Here is a 21,782-nt window from a genome sequence, read left to right as displayed (position 1 = left end):
CCCGGTCACTGACTGGTCATGCCCGGTCGGGGTGCCGTCTCAGTCGAAGCGGGCCGCCAGCAGCACCACGTCCTCCTCGCTGTCGGCGGCGTCCGGGCCGTCCGGCAGCACCATGCGCAGCACATGGTCGGCGACCGCGCCGGGATCGTGCCGCAGGGCCCGCGGAACGCTCGCGGCGGCCGTGTGCAGCCGGGCGAAGGCACGGTCCATGGGGTCGCCGGTACGGCGCAGCAGCCCGTCGGTGTAGAGCAGAACCGTCTCTCCGGCTTCGGCCTGGATCTCCACGGTGGGCGCCTCCCAGCACGCGAGCATGCCGAGCGGCGCGGAGACGGAGGTCTCGGCGAACTCGGTGCGCCGCTCGCCGGTCACCAGTGGCGGGCTGTGCCCGGCACCGGCCAGCGTGACCCGGCGCAGCTCGGGCTCGCAGTAGGCGAACAGGGCAGTGGCCGAGCGGGCGGGCTCGGTCAGCCGCAGCAGCAGCTCCAGGTCGGACAGGACGGCGACCGGGTCCTCGCCCTCCATCACGGCGTACGCGCGCAGGGAGGCGCGCAGCCGGCCCATGGCGGCCACCGCGCTCGGTCCCGAACCGGTGACCGAGCCGACCGACAGGCCGAGCGCGGCGTCCGGCAGCGGCAGCGCGTCGTACCAGTCGCCGCCGCCGCGCGGGCCGGTGTGGTGCCGGGCGGCGAGCTGGATGCCGGGCAGGCGGGGCAGCCGTGAGGGCAGCAGCTCCTCGGCGATGGTCGCCACGCACGCGCGGGTGCGCTCCACCTCCCGCAGCCTGGCCAGGTGTTCGGTGGCGTGCCGGGTGTAGAGACCCGCGAGGTGGCGCTGCCGTTCGTGGGGCTCGGCGGGCTCGTCGTAGAGCCAGACGGCGGCGCCGAGGCGGCCGGCCCCGTCGGTGGCGAGCGGCACGGCGTAGCTGGCGGCGTAACCGAGGCGGGCGGCGACCTCGCGGTGCCGGGGGTCGAGGCCGTCCTCGGCGAACAGGTCGGGATGGACGATCTCGGCGCCGCTCGCGGTGTCGTACGGCAGCGCGCCGCGCGGCACGGTCTCCAGATGGCCGAGGTCGGCGCGGCCGAGTCCGAGGCCGAGGGTGGTGTGGGGACCGAGTCCGTCGCCGGGCTCCAGGACGACGAGGCCGCGGCGGGCACCGACGAGGGCGGCTCCGGCGCGCAGCAGTTCGTCGAGGGCGGGCTCCAAGGCGCTGGTGCGGGTGAGCCGTTCGGTGAGTTCGTGCAGCGTGGTGAGGTCGGAGACCCAGCCGGCGAGGCGGTCCTGGAGAAGGGTGCCGGGGGCGGGTGCCGGGGAGTGCGGCGCGGGGACGGCGGGGGTGGTGCCCGCGGTGGTGCCCGATGCGGCTCCCGGGGCGGGAGGGGCGGGCGCGACAGTGTGGGCGGGCGTCGGAACGGCGGGATCGATTCCGGCCACTTTCGGAGGGTGCGGGGCGCTCATGGCGCACGGCCTTCCGACCGGTGCACAGTGCTCAAAAGCATCGCAAACCCCCATGTGATTCTGCGCCGCTAGCAGTGTCTCCACATGTACACGCACTCGTGAGGGGATGTCCAGCATTGTCCTGCTGGGATTCCTGGTGTCCAAGGGGCTGGTGGGTTATTTCCCGGAACCCCTTGCCTTACCGTCAAGTTGGCTCAAAACTGCCTGGGGGAACGGTCCACTGCGATCGACTGGGCTCGCTCCACGGAGCGTCACAACGGTCGTGATGGGTACGTACTCGGAGAAGACCAGGGGTGGTTGGGGGCCACCCGGAACCTGGCGACGGACCCGGGCGTCATAGCCACCGACGGCCGAGCCCCATCCTCCCGTGGCGGAGGCGGAGAGAACCACGCGCGACGGCAAACGCCATGCTTCGCCACCCCCACGCCGTGACCGTGTCCTGCCTTGAGTGCCGTGGACGCGGCCGCGGCCGACGCTCGACCCCCTGGGGATCCCATGCCGAGTGCAGGGATGTGATGCGCCACCAGGTACGCACAGTGAAGTGATCAACTCATGTTGTGATGTGGACCACGGTGTTGCCAGCGGTGCAACGGAAAGGAACGAGCGCTCATGCGCGAGATCCTCGGAAGGCGACGCAGGCTCCTGTCCAGGCGACGGAACGACGGGAAGCCTGAGCCGATCAGCGCGGCCCTGACCTTCGCGACGGAGTGGCAGTGGCCCGTACTCCCGGGTGTGGCCCCGGATCCGCAGGGCCGGGCCCGTTGCGGCTGCCCGGACCCGGAGTGCACGGTGCCCGGCGCCCACCCCTTCGACCCGGGCCTGCTCGCGGCCACGACCGACGCGCGCATGGTGCGCTGGTGGTGGACCAACCGGCCGAGCGCGCCCATCATCCTCGCGACCGGCGGGAAGGCGCCCTGCGCGGTCAGCCTGCCGGCGCTCGCCGCCTCCCGCGCCCTCGCGCTGCTCGACCGGCGGGGCATGCGCCTCGGCCCGGTCGTCGCCTCGCCCACTCGCTGGGCGCTGCTCGTCGAGCCGTACTCCATGGCGCAGTTGGGCGAGCTGCTCTACGCCAAGGACTTCGTCCCCGGCTCGCTGCGCTTCCACGGAGAGGGCGGCTACATCGCGCTGCCGCCCTCCGAGACCGGCGCCGGCGAGGTGCGCTGGGAGCGGGCGCCGCTGCCGGGTTCGGCCGCGCCCTGGGTGCCGGACGTCGAGGCCGTGGTGGATGCCGTGGTCGACGCCCTCACTCGTACGGGTGTGAGCGCACCCGAGTTGTAGGGCTGTCCGGGCGCGCACGGTGCGGACGGGCGTGCCGTGCTCGTTATCTTCCGCCCATGCTGCGAATCATTGGGGACCATGGGCCGCGTCGGCCGCGCCACGGGGGACTCGGGCGCCGACGGCCGAACGGCGGAGTGCCGGGGCACGACGGCGGCCGGGATCAGGCGCCGCCGGGCGGCGGGGCCGGTCTCCAGGCAACAGTGGTCGGTGGAGTCGGCCTCCGGGCGTCGGCGGACGGTGGGGGCGATCCACGGGTGCCGGTGGGCGGTGGGGCTGGTTCCCTGGCGTCGGCTGACAGGTGGGGCGGCTCTCAGGCGCCGGTCGGCAACGAGGGTGGATCTCTGGTGTCGGTGGACAGCGAGGCCGGTCCTCGGGTGTCACCGGACGGCGGGGCCGATCCCCTGGTGTCGGTCGGCGGCGGGATCGGTATCGGTCCACAGGTGGCGGCCGGCCGTGAGGCCGGCTTCCAGATGGCGGCGGACGGCTGGGGCGGCCCGTGGACGTCGGCAGGCGGCGGGGTCGACCCGCGGACGTCGGCCGACAGCGGGGGCAACTCCCCGGCCGGTGCCGACGGTTCGCCCGAGCCCCGGTACGCGTCCGGCGGCGGAGCCGAGCCGCGGCCGAGGGCCGGGTTCCGGCGGGCGCGCTACGGCAGGGGCGATCCGCGGCGGACGCACCTCGTGGGGCTCGCGTGCGTGGTGACCGCCGCCGTCGTGCTGCCGCTGACCGTGGCGTCGGCCGGGCAGGTCCGGGACGTGGGCGACGCGCTGGTGCCGGCCGCGCTGCGGCGGGGTGACGGCAAGGCCCCCTCGGCCGCGCCGGGCGGCCCGCCCGCGCTGCTGGGCCTGGGCCTCGCCACCACCGCCCGTTGCGGTCCCCAGCTCAGTTCCCCCGAGGGTGTCGAGGCGCAGACCTGTGTGCTGACGCAGGGCGTGGTCACCTGGGCGCGCTCCTACTACCGCAACGCCACCGGCACATCGCTGGACGCCGAGCTGAGCCTCATGGGCCCCGGCGGCCGCACCACCCAGATGCGCTGTGACACGGGAGTGGACGACGAGCCCGCCACCTGTGAGACGCCCCGCGAGCACAGCCGGGGCACGGCGGCTGCCTACACGGCCGTCGCGGAGTTCGCCGAGCGCGGGCCCGCGGGGGCGCTGCTGCTGCGGTCGGGCAGCAACTCCGCTGAGTCGAACGACAGTTGACGCTGCGCGACATGCCGGGCGCCGGGCGCGGGCATGGAAAGGCCCGGTTGCTGGCGACGGGGGATGCACCAGCAACCGGGCTACTCGAACGGTAACAAGAGATCGGCCGTTCGCAAATTCCGACTCAGTCATTCGGCCACCGATTTCCCGGCGGTCTCCCTGTCGGAGCCACAAGTTGTGACGTGGGTCACTCGCCGGAGGCCTCGGTGTCATGGCGGACCGACCGCCCCGCCATGACACCCACGCGGACGCCGTCAGCTCAGCGTGACCTGGCGGTTGGTCAGTCCGCCACGGGCCCGGCGCTCCTCCGCGGTGAGCGGTTCCTCGACGGCGAGGGCGGCGGCCAGCCGCTCGGCGAACTCGGCGGCCGGCTTCTCCACATCCTCCGCGCTGACCTCGCTCGGCAGGTCCCAGACCGGCACGGTGAGCCCGTGAGCACGGAAGGAGCCCACGAGCCGGGTGCCCTCGCCGAGGCTGGAGCGGCCCTGCGCGTGCAGGCGCGCGAGAGCGTCCAGAAGCCGCTCCTCCGCGTGGGGCATCACCCAGCGCAGGTGGTTCTTCTCCGGGGTCTCGCACCAGTACGCCGCGTCCACGCCGGACAGCCGCACCGTCGGGATCGCCGCCGCGTTGGCGCGCTCCAGGGAGGCGGTGACCTCCGCGGTGGCGTTCTCCGCGTCCGGCACCCAGAACTCGAAGCCGCTGTGCACGACCGGCTCGAACGGGGCGTCGGCCTCCAGCAGTTCCTGCAGCCGGGGGCCGTCGGCGGGGGCGCGCCGGCCCTGCACCGGGGTGCCCGGCTCGGCCTCCAGCGCGCGCTGGAGGGTGTCGGCCAGGTCGCGGCTGATGTCGCCGGACGCCGTGTCGTTCTGCAGGCCGATCAGGACCGAGCCGTCGTCGCGGCGCAGCGCGGGCCAGGCCATCGGCAGCACCGTGGCGAGCGTGACCGACGGGACGCCTTCGGGCAGGCCGTTCTTGAGGGTCAGCTCGACCGTGGCGGCCGGGACCAGCTCGCGCAGCGCCACCCAGTCGCACTCGCCGGGCAGCCCCTCGAACGGGCGCTGCACCAGCTCGGTCACCGCGTGCGCGGCGGCCCGGCCGTGGCACGCCTTGTAGCGCCGGCCGCTGCCGCAGGGGCAGGGCTCGCGGCCGCCGACAACCGGAATGGCACCATCGGCGCCTGCGGCGCCCGCCCCGCCCGCCGGCTGCGGGCGCTTGGCCTTCGTCTGGGGTCGCTTCTTGGCCATCGTGGATGTCTCCCGGTTGCGGCTCTTCTCGTACGGCGGGAGCCTAGCCGTTCGCGCCATCGCGGACGGGAACCTGTGGACAACGGGCGCGCGCGGGTGTCCGCCGATGCGTGACCTGTGGACAGCGCCCGCCCGCCGGGCGCGGATGACCCGCCCCGCTGACCGGTTCTCAGGCCAGGTCCTCGAACGCCTCCGCGAGATCCAGCCCGGACAGATCCGGCGGCGCCGTCGCGGTGAGCCGCGCGGCGACATGGTCGCGGCGGCAGCCCGCGTCCGGATCGTGCACGTCACCGTGGACCACCACCCAGACCGTCACCTCACCGCGGACGTCGTCCCGCACTCCCCAGTCGTCGGCGAGCGCGGTGATGATGGCCAGCCCCCGGCCGCCGTGCGCGGTCACCGACGGGGTGGCCGGCGCCGGGCGGGTCGGGCCCCCGCCGTCCGTCACCTCCACGATGAGCCGGCCCCGTGCGTCGACCCGCCACGCGGCCCGTACGTCACCGCCGTCGTGACCATCGCCGTTCCTGGCCCTGGTGTCGCCCAACGGCCGTCCGTGCTTGCACGCATTGCTCAGCAGTTCGGAAAGGATCAGTACGGCATCGTCGACAACCGATTCCGCCACGCCTCCGCCGCGCAGCTGCGCGCGCATCCGGCGCCTCGCGTCCCCCACGCCCGCAGGGCCATGGGGTACGGCCATGCACGACGACGTGGGCACCTCCTGTGCCACCACCAACGCCACCCCCGAGACCTCCTTCGCCCCACGCCACGGTGTGGATGCCCCGGTGACCTGTACCGGAAACCGGCCAATCCCCTTCCGGTGACGCATTCGGTACACGCGCGCACGCAGCGAACGCGCCGGAGCACTCCCCGTGACGGCGCCGTCGGCGGGCGGCGGGGTGTCAACAAGGAAGGTCAGCGGCCGAGCTGGTCCAGGACGGCGCGCGGCCGGTTGGTGATGATGGCGTCGACGCCGAGTTCGAGGCAGAGGTCGACGTCCTCGGGCTCGTTCACGGTCCACACGTGCACCTGGTGGCCCGCTCGCTTCAGCCGCTCCACGTAACCGGGGTGGTTGCGCACGATGCGCACCGAGGGGCCCGCGATCCGCACCCCGGCGGGCAGCCGCCCGTCGCGCAGCCGGGGCGAGAGCCACTGCACCAGGTAGACCGTCGGCAGTGTCGGCGCGGCCGTGCGCACCCGGTGCAGGGAGCGCGCCGAGAAGCTCATGACGCGCACCGGCGACTCGGCGGCCGTGGCGGGCGCGGCCAGGCCGAACCGGCCCAGCAGGCCCAGCAGCCGCTCCTCGACCTGGCCCGCCCAGCGGGTGGGGTGCTTGGTCTCGATGGCCAGCTCGATGCGCCGCCCGGAGTCCGCCACCAGTTCGAGCAGCCGCTCCAGGGTGAGGACGGAGGTCCCCTCGCGGTCCTCGGGCCGGTGCTCCCAGTCGGGCTCCTCGTCTCGGCCGTGGAAGGTCTCGGGGGTCTTCCAGGAGCCGAAGTCGAGGGCGGCGAGATCGGCCAGCTCCAGGGCGGAGACGGCGCCCCGGCCGTTGGAGGTGCGGTTCACCCGCCGGTCGTGGACGCAGACCAGGTGCCCGTCGGCGGTCAGCCGCACATCACACTCGAGGGCGTCGGCGCCGTCCTCGATCGCCTTCCGGTAGGCGGCCAGGGTGTGTTCCGGTGCGTCTTCGGAGGCTCCCCGGTGGGCGACTACCTGGACGGAGAGCTGTGGTGCGTGGGTGGTCACCGCGTCATGGTGCCACTCTCGTGGGGTAGGCGGGATGGCACTCATGTGTCCGGGCGGTCAACGGTGGCAGGCAATGCGCCGGTTTATGTAACTTTTGCCCTGGATGCCCAATGTAAGAGTCGGTCCCGGACCCACAGCCACGGCTTATGGTGCTCTGACGGCCCGTGGGAAAAGCTGACTGCATACAAACTGGAACCTGGAACAGTGAACGCAGGACCATGCGCAGCCGCATCGTGACAGGCCACGACCAGCGTGCACGCGCCGCCGAGCGTGAACGAACGTGACCGACTGCGACCGAGAAAAGACAGCCGTGGATCGAGGAGTAGACCTGTGAGCACCGAGAACGAGGGCAACCCGGTACCCCCGGCCCCGTCCGCACCTCCCGTGCCGGTGGCCTCTCCTGACGCGTCCCCGCAGGCGCAGGACAGCACGCCGGAGGGGACCGAGGGGCCGGCGGGCCCGGGGCACCAGACAGAGCAGCAGACGGCGCAGCAGGCGGGGCAGGCAGCCCCGGCGCCCCAGGCGGACCACCAGGCAGACCGGCCGGTTCCGGGCGGCAACGAGCCGACCACCCCGCTGCCGCCGGTCCCCGGGAGCGCCCCGCAGCCGCCCGCCGCCACCCCCGAGGGCGCCTGGCCGCCCCCGCCGTCCGGCACGCCCGCCTACGCCGACGGCGCGGGCGACGGTGCCGCCTGGGGAGCGTCGTACCAGCAGCCCGCCCCCAAGCCCCGCGGCCGGGGCGGCCTCGTCGCCGCGGTCCTGGTGGCCGCGCTGGTCGCGGGCGGTCTGGGCGGCGGCCTCGGCTACACCCTGGCCAGGAACAACGACAACGGGAGCTCGACCACCGTCTCCGCGTCCGACAACGGCGTGGCACAGGTCAAGCGCGCCCCCGGCACCATCGCCAACGTGGCCGCCAAGGCGCTGCCCAGCACCGTCACCATCGAGGCCGAGGGCAGCAACGGCGACGGTGGCACCGGCACCGGCTTCGTCTTCGACAAGCAGGGCCACATCATCACCAACAACCACGTGGTGGCGGACGCCCTCGACGGCGGCAAGCTCAGCGCGACGTTCCCGGACGGCCGGAAGTACGACGCCGAGGTCGTCGGCCACGCGCAGGGCTACGACGTGGCGGTCGTCAAGCTCAAGAACCCGCCCTCGGACCTCAACCCGCTGGCGCTCGGCGACTCCGACAAGGTGGCCGTCGGCGACGAGACGATCGCCATCGGCGCCCCCTTCGGCCTGTCCAACACCGTGACGACCGGCATCATCAGCGCCAAGAACCGCCCGGTGGCCTCCAGCGACGGCAGCGCCACGAGCAAGGCGTCGTACATGAGCGCCCTGCAGACCGACGCGTCCATCAACCCGGGCAACTCCGGCGGTCCGCTGCTGGACGCCTCCGGCGCGGTGATCGGCATCAACTCGGCGATCCAGTCCTCGGGCACCAGCGGCGGCTTCGGCTCCGGCGGCCAGTCCGGGTCGATCGGCCTCGGTTTCGCCATCCCGATCAACCAGGCCAAGTACGTCGCCCAGCAGCTGATCAAGACCGGCAAGCCGGTGTACGCCAAGATCGGCGCGTCCGTCTCCCTGGAGGACTCCGCGGGCGGCGCGAAGATCACCGACCAGGGCGCGGACGGCGCCGCCGCGGTCGAGGCGGGCGGCCCGGCCGACAAGGCGGGCCTCAAGCCCGGCGACGTCATCACCAAGCTCGACAACTCGGTGATCGACAGCGGCCCCACCCTGATCGGCGAGATCTGGACCCACCAGCCCGGCGACAAGGTGACACTCACCTACAAGCGCGGCGGCCAGGAGCACACGGCCGAGCTGACCCTCGGCGCCCGCGCCGGCGACAGCTGACCGACCGCCTCCCACCGGGGCCGTTCTCCCCAACGCCCCCGCGACCGCCCCCGGGCCGGTACGCTGTACCCCGCTCCGCCCCAGGTGGGCGGCGCGGGGAGGCGTGCCCGAGCGGCCTAAGGGAACGGTCTTGAAAACCGTCGTGGCAGCGATGTCACCGTGGGTTCAAATCCCACCGCCTCCGCGTGACGAGCACGGAATACGGCCCCTGACCTGGTGACCTGGTCGGGGGCCTTTCGTATGACCGGACTCCGCGCGGTCTCCACGGGCCCGGACACGGGCACGGGTACGGACACGGACACGGGTGAAGGATCCATACCGCCCGGTCCGCGTCGTCGCGGTGGATCAGAGGGTGGCGGCGCGCAGCACGATCAGGGCGACGGAGGCCACGGTGAGGACCAGCGCCGGAGGCGCGCCCTTGCGGTCGCCGACGCGCAGGTGGGAGGCGACCGCCCCGGCGAAGTAGAGCGTCAGGCCGATCGCGGCGGCGATTCCGACGGGTCCCCACCAGAGTCCGGCGATCGCACCGGCCGCGCCCGCGATCTGAGCGCCGATCAGGAAGGCCATCATGCTCTGCGGCACCCCGAGGGTGGCCATCTGCTCGGTGATGTGCCGCGTCCGCAGGGACTTGGCCCCGGCCGACACCAGGAGAACCGCCGACATGAACACGGTGACGATGGCAAGGGAGACGAACACGGCTGGAACCTCACCGCCAGCAAGTGGTTCATGGTCACGCTCTTCGCGCTGACCGATGGCCCGTTGCGCCACGGCGAGCTGGTCGAGCTCAGCGGTGGCATCTCGCGCAAGGTACTGACCCAGACGCTGCGCCGGCTCCAGGCCAACGGGCTCGTCGAGCGGCACGCCTACGCCGAGGCGCCGCCGCGCGTGGAGTACAGCCTGACCGATCTCGGGCGCACCCTGGAGGAGCCCATCAGGATGCTCACCGCCTGGGCGCGGGAGAACGGCGAGGCGGTCGTCACCTTCCGGGAAGCGGCCGAGGCGGCCGGGACCGCCGAGGAGGCCGGGACCGTCGAGGCGGACCGGGCGACCTTGGTGAAGGCCCCTCCTGCTGATGAGGAACTGATCCGTCTGTGAGGCTCAGGCGGCGCCCGGATCGTCCTACGCCCGGGTGAAGCTGTCCGCGCCGTAGTTCGTCCAGTCGACCGTCATGGCGTTCTCGGTCAGGCCCCAGATCTTTCCCACCGTGCGCTTCGCGTGCGGGTCGTCGCACTTCAGGCGGATGGTGAGGATGCCGTCCTCCCTGGCGACCGAGCCGGCGCAGGCTACTCCCCCGCCCCGGAGTCCGACCTGACGACCGGTGAAGTTGAGTACCACGGTCGGGCCCGAGAAGAACGCGCCCCAGGAGCCATGGAGTTGCGCGATGGTCTCGGCCTCGGTGGCCGGTGATGCCGTGTTCCGAGGGCCGGTGGCGTGCGTCTTCGGTGATGCCGGGTCGGAGCTGCCACAGCCGACCAGGAGGAGGAGCGCCGGGACCGTCAGCGCGACGTGTGTTCGCTTGAGCATTTGATCTCTCCGGACGGGAAGGTGTGGAGGCGGGGACCAGCGAGGCGGAGAGTATCGCGGAGATGCCAACGCCCTTGAGTCCGCTGTGCGTTACGGCAGGCGGCCCGGGAGGGCGACCCCCGATGCCGGGGGGCCGGCATCGGGGCTGGTCCTGGCGGTGTACGGACGGGCCGGTCGGGGTACGACCCGCAGACGCGTGCACCCCTGCTCCACCTTCAGGAGGTGGGGCCGTCCCCACCCCTACAACCTGAGGGGGATCCCGCTTCGGCACCTGCGGCCGATCCGGGGGCGCGGAGCCCGCTCATAGCGTGGAGCCATGACCACACCCGTCTGCACCGGCACCTCGGCAGCGGCCCCCGCGTACCCGTCGTTCACGTCGTACGTGCGCGCCCGCCGGCCCGTCCTGCTGCGCGCCGCGCGCTCGCTGACCGCGAACCCCTGCGACGCCGAGGACCTGCTGCAGACCGCGCTGGCCAAGACCTACGCCGCCTGGGAGCGGATCGAGAACCAGCGGGCGCTCGACGGCTACGTGCGGCGCGCGCTGCTGAACACGCGGACCTCGCAGTGGCGCAAGCGCCGGGTGGACGAGTTCGTCTGCGACGAGCTGCCCGAGCCGGAGCCGCTGCCCGGCGACGACCCGGCCGAGCGGCAGGCGCTGCACGACGCGATGTGGCGGGCCATCATGAAGCTGCCCACGCGACAGCGGGCGATGGTCGTCCTCAGGTATTACGAGGACCTCAGCGAGGCCCAGACCGCGGAGGTGCTGGGGGTGTCGGTGGGCACGGTGAAGTCGGCGGTGTCGCGGGCGCTCGGGAAGCTGCGCGAGGACCCGGAGCTGGACCTGGTGCGGTAGCGCCGCGGGCCGGAGGGCGCCGGATCGCGATTTCCGCCCCCGTTTCCGCCCCAGTGGCATTCCGCCTAGTGACATACCACGCGGTATGTGCGCAGAATCAGCGCACCCCCCTACTACCGCGTAGGCACCGTCGCCGGGAGGACTCCGTGCTGAGCACCATGCAGGACGTACCGCTGCTGATCTCCAGGATCCTGACCCATGGGTCGACGGTCCACGGCTCGTCGCAGGTGATCACCTGGACCGGTGAGGCCGAGCCGCAGCGGCGCTCCTACGCCGAGATCGGCGCCCGCTCGGCCCAGCTGGCGCACGCCCTGCGCGACACCCTCGGGGTGGTCGGCGACCAGCGGGTGGCCACGCTGATGTGGAACAACGCCGAGCACGTCGAGGCGTACTTCGCGGTCCCCGCCATGGGCGCGGTGCTGCACACCCTCAACCTGCGGCTGCCCGCAGAGCAGTTGGTGTGGATCGTCAACCACGCCGCCGACCGCGTGATCATCCTCAACGGCTCCCTGATCCCGATGATCGCCCCGCTGCTGCCGCAGCTGAGGACCGTCGAGCACCTCGTGGTCACCGGCCCCGGCGACCGCGCCCCGCTGGCCGGCGCCACCGCGCGGGTGCACGAGTACGAGGACCTGATCGCGGACCGGCCGACCGGCTACGACTGGCCCGAGCTGGACGAACGCCAGGCCGCCGCCATGTGCTACACCTCCGGCACCACCGGCGACCCCAAGGGCGTGGTCTACAGCCACCGTTCGATCTACCTGCACTCCATGCAGGTGCAGATGACCCAGTCGATGGGCCTGACCGACCGGGACACCTCGCTCGTCGTCGTCCCCCAGTTCCACGTCAACGCCTGGGGCCTGCCGCACGCCACCTTCATGACCGGCGTCAACCTGCTGATGCCGGACCGCTTTCTGCAGCCCGCGCCGCTCGCCGAGATGATCGAGCGGGAGCGGCCGACCCACGCGGCGGCCGTGCCCACCATCTGGCAGGGCCTGCTCAAGGAACTGCTCGCCCGGCCCCGTGACGTCGCCTCCCTCACCCACGTCACCATCGGCGGCTCGGCCTGCCCGCCCGGTCTGATGCGGTCCTTCGACGAGCTGGGCATGCCGGTCGTGCACGCCTGGGGCATGACGGAGACCTCTCCGCTCGGCACCGTGGCCCGCCCGCCGGGCAGCTCCCTCGGCACCGACGCGGAGTTCGGCTACCGCCTCACCCAGGGACGCTTCCCGGCCGGTGTCGAGGCCCGCCTCACCGGCCCCGACGGGGAACGCCTGCCCTGGGACGGCGAGTCGGCCGGTGAGCTGGAGGTGCGCGGCCCCTGGATCGCGGGCGCCTACTACAACGGCCCCGACGCGGAGCCCCTGCGCCCCACCGACAAGTTCAGCGCGGACGGCTGGCTGAAGACCGGCGACGTCGGGGTGATCTCCCCCGACGGCTTCCTCACCCTCACCGACCGCGCCAAGGACGTCATCAAGTCCGGCGGCGAGTGGATCTCCTCCGTGGAACTGGAGAACGCGCTGATGTCCCACCCGGACGTCGCCGAGGCCGCGGTGGTCGCCGTACCGGACGACAAGTGGGGCGAGCGCCCGCTGGCCACGGTCGTCCTCAAGGAGGGCGCGGGCGCCGACTTCGCGACCCTGCGCGCCTTCCTCGCCGAGGAGGCCCACATCGCCCGCTGGCAGTTGCCCGAGCGCTGGTCGATCGTGGAGTCGGTCCCGAAGACGAGCGTGGGCAAGTTCGACAAGAAGGTGCTGCGCAGGCGCTACGCCGACGGCGACCTGGACGTCACCCGGCTGTGAGACACCGGGGGCCGGGGCCGGGCAGGAACCCGGCCCTCCCCTGACGGCTAGTTGGTGCCGATCCGGGACAGCAGGTCCACGATCCGGGACTGCACCTCGGTGCTGGTGGACCGCTCCGCGAGGAACAGCACCGTCTCGCCCGAGGCCAGCCGGGGCAGGTCGGCGGGCTCGACGGCGGCCGTGTAGACGACCAGCGGGGTGCGGTTGAGCTGCCCGTTCGCGCGCAGCCAGTCCACGATCCCGGCCTGCCGCCGGTGCACCTGCATCAGGTCCATCACCACGAGGTTCGGCCGGAACCGGCCCGCCAGCGCCACCGCGTCGCCGTCGCCCGCGGCCCGCGCCACCTGCATCCCGCGCCGCTCCAGCGTCGCGGTCAGTGCCAGCGCGATCTCCTCGTGCTCCTCGATCAGCAACACCCGCGGCGGATGCTGCTCGCTGTCGCGCGGCGCGAGCGCCTTCAGCAGCACGGCGGGGTCGGCACCGTACGCCGCCTCGCGCGTCGCCTGGCCGAGCCCGGCCGTGACCAGCACCGGCACCTCGGCGGCGACGGCGGCCTGACGCAGCGACTGAAGGGCGGTGCGGGTGATCGGCCCGGTCAGCGGGTCCACGAACAGCGCGGCGGGGAAGGCCGCGATCTGCGAGTCGACCTCCTCGCGCGAGTGCACGATCACCGGCCGGTAGCCGCGCTCGCTCAGCGCCTGCTGCGTGGTCACGTCGGGCGCGGGCCACACCAGCAGCCGCCGCGGGTTGTCCAGCGGCTCCGGCGGCAGCTCGTCGTCCATCGGCTGCGGCCGCGGGGTGTCCGCGATCTCGACGGCCCCACCGGGACCGTCCAGCGGCTCGGGCCCCTCGGCGGCGTTCGCGTCCGGCGCGCCGATGGCGTACGACCGTCCGCCGCCCTCGGTCCCCGGCGCGCGCCGCTGCTGTCCGGGCAGCGCCGCCCCCGGAGCGGCGGGCGCCACCTCGGTCGACGGCTCCTGTCGCGCCGCCGGATCGGGCGGTGTGCCCAGCTTCCGCCGCCGCCCGGAACCACCCGGCGCGTGCGGAGGCGGGGTCGCCTGCGCGACCTGCCGGGCGAACGGCACGCCCTGCCCGAGGGTCCGCACGCTGATGGCCCGGCCCTGGGTGGAGTCGGGGTCGTAGGCGGGAACGGTGGCCTCGGCGGGCAGCGGCAACGGCTGCGCGGCCCGCTGCGGCCGGGCGGCGCCCGGGTGCTCGGCGGGGAGCGGGGTCCCGGCGGGCGGAGTCGTGGCCTGCGGGGGTACGGCGGTGCCGGCGGCCGGGGTGGGCTGCGGCATGGGGGTCCCGGGGGCCGGTGCGGCCGGGGACGGCTGGGCGGTCGCGGGCCCCTGCGCCGCCGCGGGCACCTGCCCGGCACCGGCCTCGGCCGGCAGCGGCAGCGGTTGCGCGACGGGGGTACCGGCGGCCGGGGTCGCGGGGGGAGCCACGGGGGGCTGCGGGGCCGGAGCGACGGGCGCCGCGGCACCGGGCCGCGCGGGAAGCGGCGGTACGGCCTTTGGCGCGCCCGGCGCGACGGGAGCCACGGGCGCCGCGGCAGCCGCCGGAACGGCCGGCGCACCCGGCGCCGGAGGAACGGGAGCCGGAGGAAGAGGAGGAGCCGCCGGGGCCACCGGAGCGGAAGCCCGCACCGCGACCGTGGGCCCGGCCTGGAGGGCGATGCCCTGCCCGACCGTCCCCGGGGCCGGCGCCGGAACGCCCTGCCCCGGCATGCCCGCGCCGGGCAGCGCAGCGGCCTGCGCCGGAGCCCCCGGTGTCGGCCCGGCCTCCGCGACCTGCGCGGGATGCGCCACCGCCCGGCGGCGCCGACCGGTCGGCGCGGTCGTGGGATGTGGCTGCGGCGGGGTGTGGTCCTCGGCCTGGCTCAGGGGGACGGCGTCGTGCCGGCCCTCGTCGCCGGGCGCGCCCTCGACGACCGGCGTTACCGGCACCTGCTCGGCCCCGCTGTGCGGCCCCACGGCCTCAGCCTCCGGGGCGCGGTCGGCCGCGGCGGGCGGCAGGGCGAAGACCGTACGCGCCCCCGCCTCCTGCGCGGCGGCCCGCTCGGCCGCGGCGGCCAGGGCGCGGCGGCGCCGCCCGGAGGACTGGCCCGCGTCGGCCGCGTCCTCGGCATCCGGCGCGCCCTCGCCCCCGGCCGCCGGAAGGGCGGCGGGCAGCGCGGCCTGCGGAGCCGGCTCGGCGCCCGGGTGGGCGGGCACGGGAACTCCCTGCGGCGGCACGGTCCCCCCGAGCCCCGTACCGGAGGCGGCGGCCCCCGCGGCATGCTCGGCCGCGGTCACCACGGCCCCCTCGGCCACTCCGTCGGCACCGGCGTCGGCGCGGGCGGGATCGAGTTCGGCGGGCCGTCCGCGGCGCCGTCCGGTCCCGCCGGACGCGCCCTGCGTGGCCTCGACCGGCACCGCGGCCGTCTCCTCGGCGGGCACGGCCGCGCGCCTGCGCCGGCGTCCGGTGGGCACGGGCGCGTCACCGGCCGGGGTACCCGAACCGCTCACGTCGGCGTCCAGGAAGGCGTCCGTGGACCCCCGCCGGGCCCGCCGGCGGCCACCACCGGTGGTCTCCTCCGCCGCTTCGGCGGACTCCAGCTGCGCGGGCGGTGCCGCGACGGCCCCCGCGACGGCCCCCGCGACGGCCCCCGCGCCGCCCCCGAGCGGCACCTCCAGGACGTACGCGCTGCCGCTCATGCCCGGCACCTCGTGCGTCTGGAGCACACCGCCGTGGGCGCGCACGATCCCGCGCACGATCGGCTCGTGCACCGGGTCTCCGCCGGCGTACGGCCCGCGCACCTCGATCCGGGCGACCGAACCGCGCTGCGCGGCCGCGACGACCACGGTGTTGTCGAGGTACCCGCCCGTGGAGACGGGCGCGTTGCCGGTCGCGTCGACGCCCGCGACGTCCGCCACCAGGTGCGCGAGCGCGGTGGCGAGCCGCTGCGGGTCGACCTCGGCCTCGATGGGCGGCGCGTGCACGGCGAACTGCACCCGGCCGGGGCCGATCAGCTCCACCGCGCCGTCGACACCGGCGGCGACGACGGCGTCCAGCATCACCTTCGTACGGGTGATGTCCTCGCTGCCCGTGTCGATCCGCTGGTAGGCGAGGACGTTGTCGATGAGGGTGGTGATCCGCGAGTACCCGGCGGAGAGATGGTGCAGCACCTGGTTGGCCTCGGGCCACAGCTGCCCGGCGTCGTCGGCGGCCAGGGCGGCCAGCTCGCGCCGCAGCTCGTCCAGGGGGCCGCGCAGCGACCGCGCGAGCAGGGTGAGCAACTGCTCGTGCCGCCCGGCCAGCGCCTCGTACCGGTCCTTCTCCCGCTCGCCGAGCGCGGCGTAGCGCTCCTCGCCCGCCGCCAGCTCCTCCGTGTGCTTCTCGCGCAGCTCGGCCAGCTCGGTGTCGTACTTCTCGCGCAGCTCCTCGACCTCGGTGGCGTGCTGCTGGCGCAGCGCGGTGAGGTCGGAGGCGTGTTCCTCGGAGAGCTTCTCCAGTTGTTCGGCGTGCGCCTGCTCCAGCGTGGCCTTCTCGTCCACCAGGGAGTCGAACGGCCGCCGGTCGGTGAAGGTCATCACGGCGCCGACGAGCTGGTCCCCGTCCCGCACCGGCGCGGTGGTCAGGTCGACCGGCACCTGCTGGTCGCCCTTGGCCCACAGCACCTGCCCGCGCACCCGGTGCTTGCGCCCGGAGCGCAGGGTGTCGGCGAGCGGCGACTCGGCGTACGGGAAGGGGGAGCCGTCGGCCCGCGAGTGCAGGACGAGCTCGTGCAGCTCCCTGCCGCCCAGCTCGCCGGCCCGGTAGCCGAGGATCTGCGCGGCGGCCGGGTTGACGAGCACGATCCGCCCGTCGGTGTCGGTGCCGACGACGCCCTCGGACGCCGCCCGCAGGATCATCTCGGTCTGCCGCTGCGAGCGGGCCAGCTCGGCCTCGGTGTCGACGGTCCCGGACAGGTCCCGGACGACGATCATCAGCAGCTCGTCACCCGTGTAGCCGTAACCGTCGTACGCCTGCTGCCCGTTCTCCAGGTTCGCGCTGGTGACCTCGACCGGGAACTCGGTCCCGTCGGTGCGCCGGGCGACCATCCGCGCCGGCTTGGTCCGGCCCTGCGGGTCCCGCTGGCCGGGGCGCCGCATGGAGCCGGGGATGAGCCGCGAGTCGAACTCGGGCAGCAGATCGAGCAGCCCGCGCCCGACGAGCGCGGTGCCGGGCGCCTCGAAGGCTTCCAGCGCGATGGTGTTGGCGTTGACGACGGTTCCGTTGGCGTTGACCAGGATCAACGCGTCCGGCAGAGCGTCGAGTATGGCTGCGAGGCGAGCAGCGCCTCGGGATGGCCTGCTGCTCACGAGACGCTTCCTCCCTGTTACCGCACCTTGCCGACCGCTCGGGCCATCTTGCCAACCGGCCCGCGACGTGTCACGCGAGGGAGTCTATGCGCACGTGTTGTGCCGGGGGTGCGGGATGAGAGGGAGGTCCCACGAGGAAGTGACGCCGATGCGGTGACGACCGGACCTTTGGGCCGGGCCTATCCGATCTCCGGCAGCAGCGGCACCATCCGCTTCCACCGCTCGATCTCGCACCCGTTGTGCCGGTCGTACGAGGCGTCGACGGGCCGTCCCGCCCAGGTGCCGATCACCCGCGCGGTGGCAGGCCCGCCGGAGATCATGCTGCAGATGCTCCCGGGAGGCACCGGCGCGAAGAGATCGCGTCCCCACTGCGTCTGCGCGTCAAGCTTCTGACAGGCCTGCTCCGCGTTCGGGTGATGCCCGCCGCTGGGATGACAGAACAGCTCGTGCGTCCCGTCCCGCCCGGCCCCGGCGTGCCGGACGACGACGGTGAGGTGATCACCCCTGTGCTCGTGCCCCTGGCCGACGGCGGCGGCGGGGGCGGCGATCAGCGGGACGACGGCGACGGCGACGGCCGCGGAGACGGCGGACGCGGCGGAGATGGCGAGACCGGTGACACCGGACAGAAGAGAACTCATGCCCCTCTCAACGCCCGACTTCCGAGGACGTTGCGCCACGTTCCCCCGGAAAACGCCACCCCGAGGAAGAAGCCCTTTGCCCTGTGGCCCGACTCCCTAGTACCGTGGGGGTCAATTGGTGACGGGCCACTGGCTGTGTCATCATCTGCACGCACCACTCGCGCGCTCGCGGGAGCGGTTGTGCTGGAGGCGTCGCCTAGTCCGGTCTATGGCGCCGCACTGCTAATGCGGTTTGGGCCTTAAAGCCCATCGAGGGTTCAAATCCCTCCGCCTCCGCCCCAACCGAAGCCCCGGTCCCTGTGACCGGGGCTTCGTCGTTCCCACCCGGGGTCCGCTCCCGGCTCCGCCCCGGCTCCGCTCCCGACCTCGGTCCTGGACGTTTCCGCAGGTCAAAAGGGGTGTGCGAATCGGATTTCACATGACGGCGGCAGTCATGTAATGTTCTTCCTGTCGCCGGGACGGGCCGAAAGGAACGGAAACGGAGACAAGAACAAAAGAACAAGCACTCGTAGCTTAACGGATAGAGCATCTGACTACGGATCAGAAGGTTGCAGGTTCGAATCCTGCCGAGTGCACAACAGTTCAGAGGCCCTGTGGAGTGATCCACAGGGCCTCTGGCTTTTGCCTTGACGGCAGTGTTTGACGGCAACCGCCTCGGAGCGCGGATGCGGAGCCGATCAGATGGCTATGAGGACACCGGCCGTGCCGTCGTCATCATCCGGCCGGTTGCCGTCACCCCTCAGCGCGTCTCCGACGCGATCGAACGCAGAGCGCTGGGAGTCGAGCCGGACGAAGGTGTAGACGTCCATGGTCACGCGAATGGAGCTGTGACCCAGGACCTCCATGATCATTCGGGCGTCGGCGCCCTGTTCGTGGAGCAGGGACGCGCAGGTGTGGCGGAGGTCATGGAAGCGGACCTTACGGACTCCAGCGCGAGCGCACAGCGTCTCGAAGGACCGGTTCAGGTTGCGCGGCTCGATGGGGGTCCCGTTCTTCGTGGGTGAAGACGAGGCCCTGACCCGTCCCCTTCCAGTTGGCACCGGCTGCCTTCCGGTCGGCTACCTGCTGCGCGCGCTGAGCACGGAGCGCCGTCACACATTCGGCCGGCAGAGCCACGCGGCGGGCCGAGCGCTGAGTCTTCGGCGCGACGATCAGCAGTTCGCCACCGACCCGCTGTAGGGCCTGCCGGACGGTGAGGACACCTTCGTGGAGATCCACGTCCGACCAGCGCAGTCCCAGCAGTTCACCCCGACGCAGCCCGACGCGGACCGCCAGCTCGTAGACGGCCCACAGCCGGGACTCACGGGCCGTCGCCAGGAGCTGACGCCCTTCCTTGGCGGTGAGCGGTTCGATCTCGCGCTTCGTCCCCATGCTCAGCTCCACGTTCCGGGCCACGTTGCGCGGCAGTTCGTCTTCTCGTACGGCGTGCTGAAGGGCGGCCCGCAGGATCACGAGCAGGAAGCGCACCGTCCGATCAGAGGGGAGCTTCTTGCAGCACTTGCCGAGGGCGCAGCAGCGCCGCTTGTGCTCCGGCCGCCTCTTGTCCTTGCCCTGCGCGCAGCACTGGCAGGTGGCCGCCGTCTTGGCCAGGAAGGCCCGGATATCGCGGGCGGTGAGCCGGGCCAGCTTCTTCCTGCCGAACTCAGGCGTGACGTAGTTGCGGATGAGCGATTCGTAGTTGACGTACGTTGTCCTGCGCACCTTTCCCTGGGCGACGTTCATCAGCCAGTACGTCAGGTACTCACTGATGGTCATCTTGCTGGTGGCTACCGGCAACCCGTTGAGGGAGTCGGCCTTGAGCTTGGTCAGCTTCTCGTGTGCCTCCTCCCAGGTCTTGCCGTAGACGCTGCGCCGCTTGTAGGTGCCGTCCGTCGTCAGAACGTAGGCACTGCCTTCCCAACGGCCGTCCTTCCGCTGGTAGATGGTGCCCTCGTTGTTGGCGTTCTTCTTCGGCTTGGCCATCAGGCGGCTTCCTGTTCGGTGCGGAGGGATACGTAGGCGTCCAAGGCGGCTTCGCTGATGCGGCGGCAGCGGCCGATCTTGAAGGAGGCGAGTTCACGGGAGCGGATCAGGTCGTGGACCTTCCAGCGGCTGATGCCGAGACGTTCCGCGACCTGGTCCACGGTGAGCACGGCCGTCGTCATGCGGGTACAAGTCCTTCCTGCTTGAGGCGTTGGGTGTGGGCGATGTCGTAGCGAACCTGGGCGGCGAGGAGTTCTTCGCCCGGGCGGTAGCCGCTGCTGAGGTAGGTCCAGGAGGAGGCGGTGACGAGAGTGGTCTCGTTGGTGGTGGGGTGGCCGGCGCGGGCGCGGGCTGCTTCGGCCTGGGCGAGGCGCCAGGCGCGGCGTACGTCGCGGAGTGCGCCGAGGGTGGTGGAGTAGGCGCGGGATTTGCTGGAGAAGTGGCCGCGGAAGCCGAGCATGTGAGCCCACTTCCAGAGCTTGAGTTCGGCGAACTCGGGCAGGTGGCCGAGGGCCCAGGCGGTACGGATCATCTGCCGCACGTGCTGCTGGACGGGCAGGGCGTCGGTTGTGACCGTCCAGCCGTGGAGGTTGATGGGACGGGTGCAGCCGCGCAGGTTGCGGACCTGTTCGGTGACGCGGTCGAAGTCGTGGGTGTTGGCCAGTTCGATCAGGTCCCGCAGGCCGGGGCTGACGACGTGCCGCAGGTCGAGGGGGCGGCGCATGAGTGGCGGGGTCTCCTCTCTGGCGCGAGGGTGTGACCTGCGGGCAGCAGCGAACAGTGCGCTCGGGCTGCTGCCCGCAGGCATGACGGACTGGGCCCAGGGACGGGCGAAGGTGGGAGATGCCGAGGGCCGGCGGGGTAGGGCGGCCTTACAGGGCGGCGTGGAGGGCGGTGGCCATGGGCAGGCCGATGCCGAGTCGCCTCTTGAGCTGGGCCGCTGTGATGGGTTCGCCGTGCTCGGCGTGGTGGGATGCGGCGATGGAGCGTGCTTCGGCGAGCAGCGGCTCAGGCACCTTGACGGCAGGCGCAGGCGCAGGCGCAGGCGCGGGTGCGACGAGCGCCGGGGCGCTGGGTGCGACGACCGGAGCAGGTTCCGGCGTGACGGGTGGTGCAGGCGTCGGGGCAGGTTCCGGCTCGGTTGAGGTCGGGGCGTGCTCTCGGGCGGGTTCCGTCTCGGCAACCGGGTCGGGGGCGGGCTCTTGGGCCGGTTCCGTCTCGTCAGCCGGGGCCGGGGCGGCTGCGTCGGTGGTGACCGCGTGGAAGGAGCGCAGGAGCTGCGGGCCGACCGATCCCCAGCCGAGGAGCAGTACCGGGGCCACGGCGTCCACAGCGGCGCGGCCGTAGTGCTCGGCGACGATGGGTTCAGCGATGTTGAGGGCCAGGGTCAGCAGTCCGGAGACGTGCATGAGACGGGTGGCCGCTTTCATCTGCTCGGGCGGGACGCCGCGCAGGGAGAGGTAGCGCAGGGCGACCAGGAGGCCGACCACGGACAGATCCACCATGGGGGCGATCAGGGGTGCGATGGGGGCGGGGACGCCCAGGCGCAGGGCCAGGTCCCAGACGTTGCCGAAGGAAAAGACGAACGCCAGGGCGGCGATGATGCCCATGACCACGGTCACGGTGCGCTGGGTGATCCGGTCCTCAGACATTGGGAGTTCACCTCCTCTCGTGGTGTCGATGGCGAATCGGCGGGGGTGGTCAGGGACTGGGGGCGAGGCCGGCCCGTCTGGCAGCGTTCGGGCCGAGGTAGGTCTCCAGGACCCGACGTTCGTTGGCGTTGGCGACGCGGTAGGCGGCGATGCCGATCCGACCGGCCAAGTCGAAGTCCTGAGCGGTGATCGCCTTGCGCATGTGCCGGATGTAGATCCTCATGAATCG

At 72.9% G+C, this 21,782-nt stretch carries 18 protein-coding genes, 3 tRNA genes and 3 pseudogenes; 9 read left to right on the top strand and 15 right to left on the bottom strand.

The features are described from left to right. Window positions 1–39 precede the first annotated feature (39 nt). On the bottom strand, window positions 40–1,572 hold the full coding sequence (locus AB0927_RS08355; RefSeq protein WP_366666728.1) for a PP2C family protein-serine/threonine phosphatase: 1,533 nt from the start codon (window positions 1,570–1,572) through the stop codon (window positions 40–42). Window positions 1,573–2,064: 492 nt separating this feature from the next. On the opposite strand from AB0927_RS08355, the gene AB0927_RS08350 reads away from it, so the two are divergent. Continuing rightward, entirely contained in the window at window positions 2,065–2,733 is a 669-nt protein-coding gene (locus tag AB0927_RS08350) for a bifunctional DNA primase/polymerase (RefSeq protein ID WP_366666727.1), read from the top strand. A 695-nt stretch (window positions 2,734–3,428) separates the two neighbouring features. Beyond that, on the top strand, window positions 3,429–3,935 hold the full coding sequence (locus AB0927_RS08345) for a hypothetical protein (RefSeq protein ID WP_366666893.1): 507 nt from the start codon (window positions 3,429–3,431) through the stop codon (window positions 3,933–3,935). 254 nt (window positions 3,936–4,189) lie between these two features. Here AB0927_RS08345 and AB0927_RS08340 read toward each other — a convergent pair whose 3' ends face one another. The 3 genes from AB0927_RS08340 to AB0927_RS08330 form a co-directional block, all read right to left on the bottom strand. Continuing rightward, window positions 4,190–5,179 (bottom strand): DUF5926 family protein, encoded by a 990-nt coding sequence (locus AB0927_RS08340; RefSeq protein WP_366666726.1) that lies wholly within the window; start codon window positions 5,177–5,179, stop codon window positions 4,190–4,192. Between the two features lie 169 nt (window positions 5,180–5,348). Then, entirely contained in the window at window positions 5,349–6,005 is a 657-nt protein-coding gene (locus AB0927_RS08335; RefSeq protein ID WP_366666725.1) for an ATP-binding protein, read from the bottom strand. Window positions 6,006–6,091: 86 nt separating this feature from the next. After that, a complete protein-coding gene (locus AB0927_RS08330; protein WP_366666724.1) occupies window positions 6,092–6,967 on the bottom strand; it encodes a glycerophosphodiester phosphodiesterase family protein in 876 nt (291 codons plus the stop codon). A gap of 285 nt (window positions 6,968–7,252) precedes the next feature. On the opposite strand from AB0927_RS08330, the gene AB0927_RS08325 reads away from it, so the two are divergent. Continuing rightward, window positions 7,253–8,776 (top strand): trypsin-like peptidase domain-containing protein, encoded by a 1,524-nt coding sequence (locus AB0927_RS08325; RefSeq protein WP_366666723.1) that lies wholly within the window; start codon window positions 7,253–7,255, stop codon window positions 8,774–8,776. A gap of 97 nt (window positions 8,777–8,873) precedes the next feature. Next, window positions 8,874–8,960, top strand: a tRNA-Ser gene (locus AB0927_RS08320). A 161-nt stretch (window positions 8,961–9,121) separates the two neighbouring features. Here AB0927_RS08320 and AB0927_RS08315 read toward each other — a convergent pair. Then, entirely contained in the window at window positions 9,122–9,472 is a 351-nt protein-coding gene (locus AB0927_RS08315; RefSeq protein ID WP_366666721.1) for a DoxX family protein, read from the bottom strand. Between the two features lie 15 nt (window positions 9,473–9,487). Between AB0927_RS08315 and AB0927_RS08310 the strand changes: the two are divergent. Beyond that, a pseudogene (locus AB0927_RS08310) lies at window positions 9,488–9,871 on the top strand (helix-turn-helix domain-containing protein); the annotation flags it as partial. A gap of 24 nt (window positions 9,872–9,895) precedes the next feature. Here the strand turns inward: AB0927_RS08310 and AB0927_RS08305 are convergent. Continuing rightward, entirely contained in the window at window positions 9,896–10,300 is a 405-nt protein-coding gene (locus tag AB0927_RS08305) for a hypothetical protein (protein ID WP_366666720.1), read from the bottom strand. Between the two features lie 316 nt (window positions 10,301–10,616). On the opposite strand from AB0927_RS08305, the gene AB0927_RS08300 reads away from it, so the two are divergent. Both AB0927_RS08300 and AB0927_RS08295 read left to right on the top strand, forming a co-directional pair. Beyond that, window positions 10,617–11,153: a SigE family RNA polymerase sigma factor gene (locus tag AB0927_RS08300; protein WP_366666719.1), complete on the top strand. Its 537-nt coding sequence runs from the start codon at window positions 10,617–10,619 to the stop codon at window positions 11,151–11,153. 146 nt (window positions 11,154–11,299) lie between these two features. Further along, entirely contained in the window at window positions 11,300–12,955 is a 1,656-nt protein-coding gene (locus AB0927_RS08295; RefSeq protein ID WP_366666718.1) for a long-chain fatty acid--CoA ligase, read from the top strand. 47 nt (window positions 12,956–13,002) lie between these two features. Here AB0927_RS08295 and AB0927_RS08290 read toward each other — a convergent pair whose 3' ends face one another. Together AB0927_RS08290 and AB0927_RS08285 are read right to left on the bottom strand one after the other, a co-directional pair. Continuing rightward, window positions 13,003–17,301 carry a PAS domain-containing protein gene (locus AB0927_RS08290; protein ID WP_366666717.1) on the bottom strand — a complete coding sequence of 1,433 codons (4,299 nt, stop codon included), beginning with the start codon at window positions 17,299–17,301 and terminating at the stop codon, window positions 13,003–13,005. 179 nt (window positions 17,302–17,480) lie between these two features. Continuing rightward, on the bottom strand, window positions 17,481–17,939 hold the full coding sequence (locus AB0927_RS08285) for an SSI family serine proteinase inhibitor (RefSeq protein ID WP_366666716.1): 459 nt from the start codon (window positions 17,937–17,939) through the stop codon (window positions 17,481–17,483). 185 nt (window positions 17,940–18,124) lie between these two features. Between AB0927_RS08285 and AB0927_RS08280 the strand changes: the two genes are divergently transcribed. Together AB0927_RS08280 and AB0927_RS08275 are read left to right on the top strand one after the other, a co-directional pair. Continuing rightward, window positions 18,125–18,215: transfer RNA gene (locus AB0927_RS08280), tRNA-Ser, on the top strand. A 226-nt stretch (window positions 18,216–18,441) separates the two neighbouring features. Continuing rightward, window positions 18,442–18,514 (top strand) — tRNA-Arg (locus AB0927_RS08275). A 102-nt stretch (window positions 18,515–18,616) separates the two neighbouring features. Here AB0927_RS08275 and AB0927_RS08270 read toward each other — a convergent pair. The 7 genes and pseudogenes from AB0927_RS08270 to AB0927_RS08240 all read right to left on the bottom strand — a co-directional run bounded on the left by AB0927_RS08270 (window position 18,617) and on the right by AB0927_RS08240 (window position 21,776). Further along, window positions 18,617–18,748: a hypothetical protein gene (locus AB0927_RS08270; RefSeq protein WP_366666900.1), complete on the bottom strand. Its 132-nt coding sequence runs from the start codon at window positions 18,746–18,748 to the stop codon at window positions 18,617–18,619. A 45-nt stretch (window positions 18,749–18,793) separates the two neighbouring features. Next, window positions 18,794–18,883: pseudogene (locus AB0927_RS08265) on the bottom strand (hypothetical protein); the annotation flags it as partial. Beyond that, window positions 18,858–19,901, bottom strand: a complete 1,044-nt coding sequence (locus AB0927_RS08260; protein ID WP_366666715.1) for a tyrosine-type recombinase/integrase — start codon at window positions 19,899–19,901, stop codon at window positions 18,858–18,860. The gene AB0927_RS08260 and the pseudogene AB0927_RS08265, both read right to left, overlap by 26 nt. Further along, a complete protein-coding gene (locus AB0927_RS08255; RefSeq protein ID WP_019324615.1) occupies window positions 19,901–20,083 on the bottom strand; it encodes a helix-turn-helix domain-containing protein in 183 nt (60 codons plus the stop codon). Before AB0927_RS08255 ends, AB0927_RS08260 begins: the two co-directional genes overlap by 1 nt. After that, window positions 20,080–20,460: pseudogene (locus AB0927_RS08250) on the bottom strand (replication initiator); the annotation flags it as partial. The gene AB0927_RS08255 and the pseudogene AB0927_RS08250, both read right to left, overlap by 4 nt. A gap of 313 nt (window positions 20,461–20,773) precedes the next feature. Then, window positions 20,774–21,553, bottom strand: coding sequence for a DUF2637 domain-containing protein (locus AB0927_RS08245; protein WP_366666714.1), 780 nt, complete (start codon window positions 21,551–21,553; stop codon window positions 20,774–20,776). 49 nt (window positions 21,554–21,602) lie between these two features. Next, window positions 21,603–21,776, bottom strand: a complete 174-nt coding sequence (locus tag AB0927_RS08240; RefSeq protein WP_366666713.1) for a hypothetical protein — start codon at window positions 21,774–21,776, stop codon at window positions 21,603–21,605. Window positions 21,777–21,782: the final 6 nt, after the last annotated feature.

It is taken from the genome of Streptomyces sp. NPDC048106 (assembly GCF_040706415.1).
Classification (GTDB): Bacteria; Actinomycetota; Actinomycetes; order Streptomycetales; family Streptomycetaceae; genus Streptomyces.
Note: the sequence above shows the minus strand (reverse complement) of the source record. Positions and strands in the feature narration are given on the sequence as shown.

Coding starts and splice junctions, on each gene's coding strand:
- AB0927_RS08355 (WP_366666728.1), bottom strand. CDS start 1,572: ATGCTGGACATCCCCTCACGAGTGCGTGTACATGTGGAGACACTGCTA.
- AB0927_RS08350 (WP_366666727.1), top strand. CDS start 2,065: ATGCGCGAGATCCTCGGAAGGCGACGCAGGCTCCTGTCCAGGCGACGG.
- AB0927_RS08340 (WP_366666726.1), bottom strand. CDS start 5,179: ATGGCCAAGAAGCGACCCCAGACGAAGGCCAAGCGCCCGCAGCCGGCG.
- AB0927_RS08335 (WP_366666725.1), bottom strand. CDS start 6,005: ATGCGTCACCGGAAGGGGATTGGCCGGTTTCCGGTACAGGTCACCGGG.
- AB0927_RS08330 (WP_366666724.1), bottom strand. CDS start 6,967: ATGAGTGCCATCCCGCCTACCCCACGAGAGTGGCACCATGACGCGGTG.
- AB0927_RS08305 (WP_366666720.1), bottom strand. CDS start 10,300: ATGCTCAAGCGAACACACGTCGCGCTGACGGTCCCGGCGCTCCTCCTC.
- AB0927_RS08300 (WP_366666719.1), top strand. CDS start 10,617: ATGACCACACCCGTCTGCACCGGCACCTCGGCAGCGGCCCCCGCGTAC.
- AB0927_RS08285 (WP_366666716.1), bottom strand. CDS start 17,939: ATGAGTTCTCTTCTGTCCGGTGTCACCGGTCTCGCCATCTCCGCCGCG.
- AB0927_RS08270 (WP_366666900.1), bottom strand. CDS start 18,748: ATGGACGTCTACACCTTCGTCCGGCTCGACTCCCAGCGCTCTGCGTTC.
- AB0927_RS08260 (WP_366666715.1), bottom strand. CDS start 19,901: ATGGCCAAGCCGAAGAAGAACGCCAACAACGAGGGCACCATCTACCAG.
- AB0927_RS08255 (WP_019324615.1), bottom strand. CDS start 20,083: ATGACGACGGCCGTGCTCACCGTGGACCAGGTCGCGGAACGTCTCGGC.
- AB0927_RS08245 (WP_366666714.1), bottom strand. CDS start 21,553: ATGTCTGAGGACCGGATCACCCAGCGCACCGTGACCGTGGTCATGGGC.
- AB0927_RS08240 (WP_366666713.1), bottom strand. CDS start 21,776: ATGAGGATCTACATCCGGCACATGCGCAAGGCGATCACCGCTCAGGAC.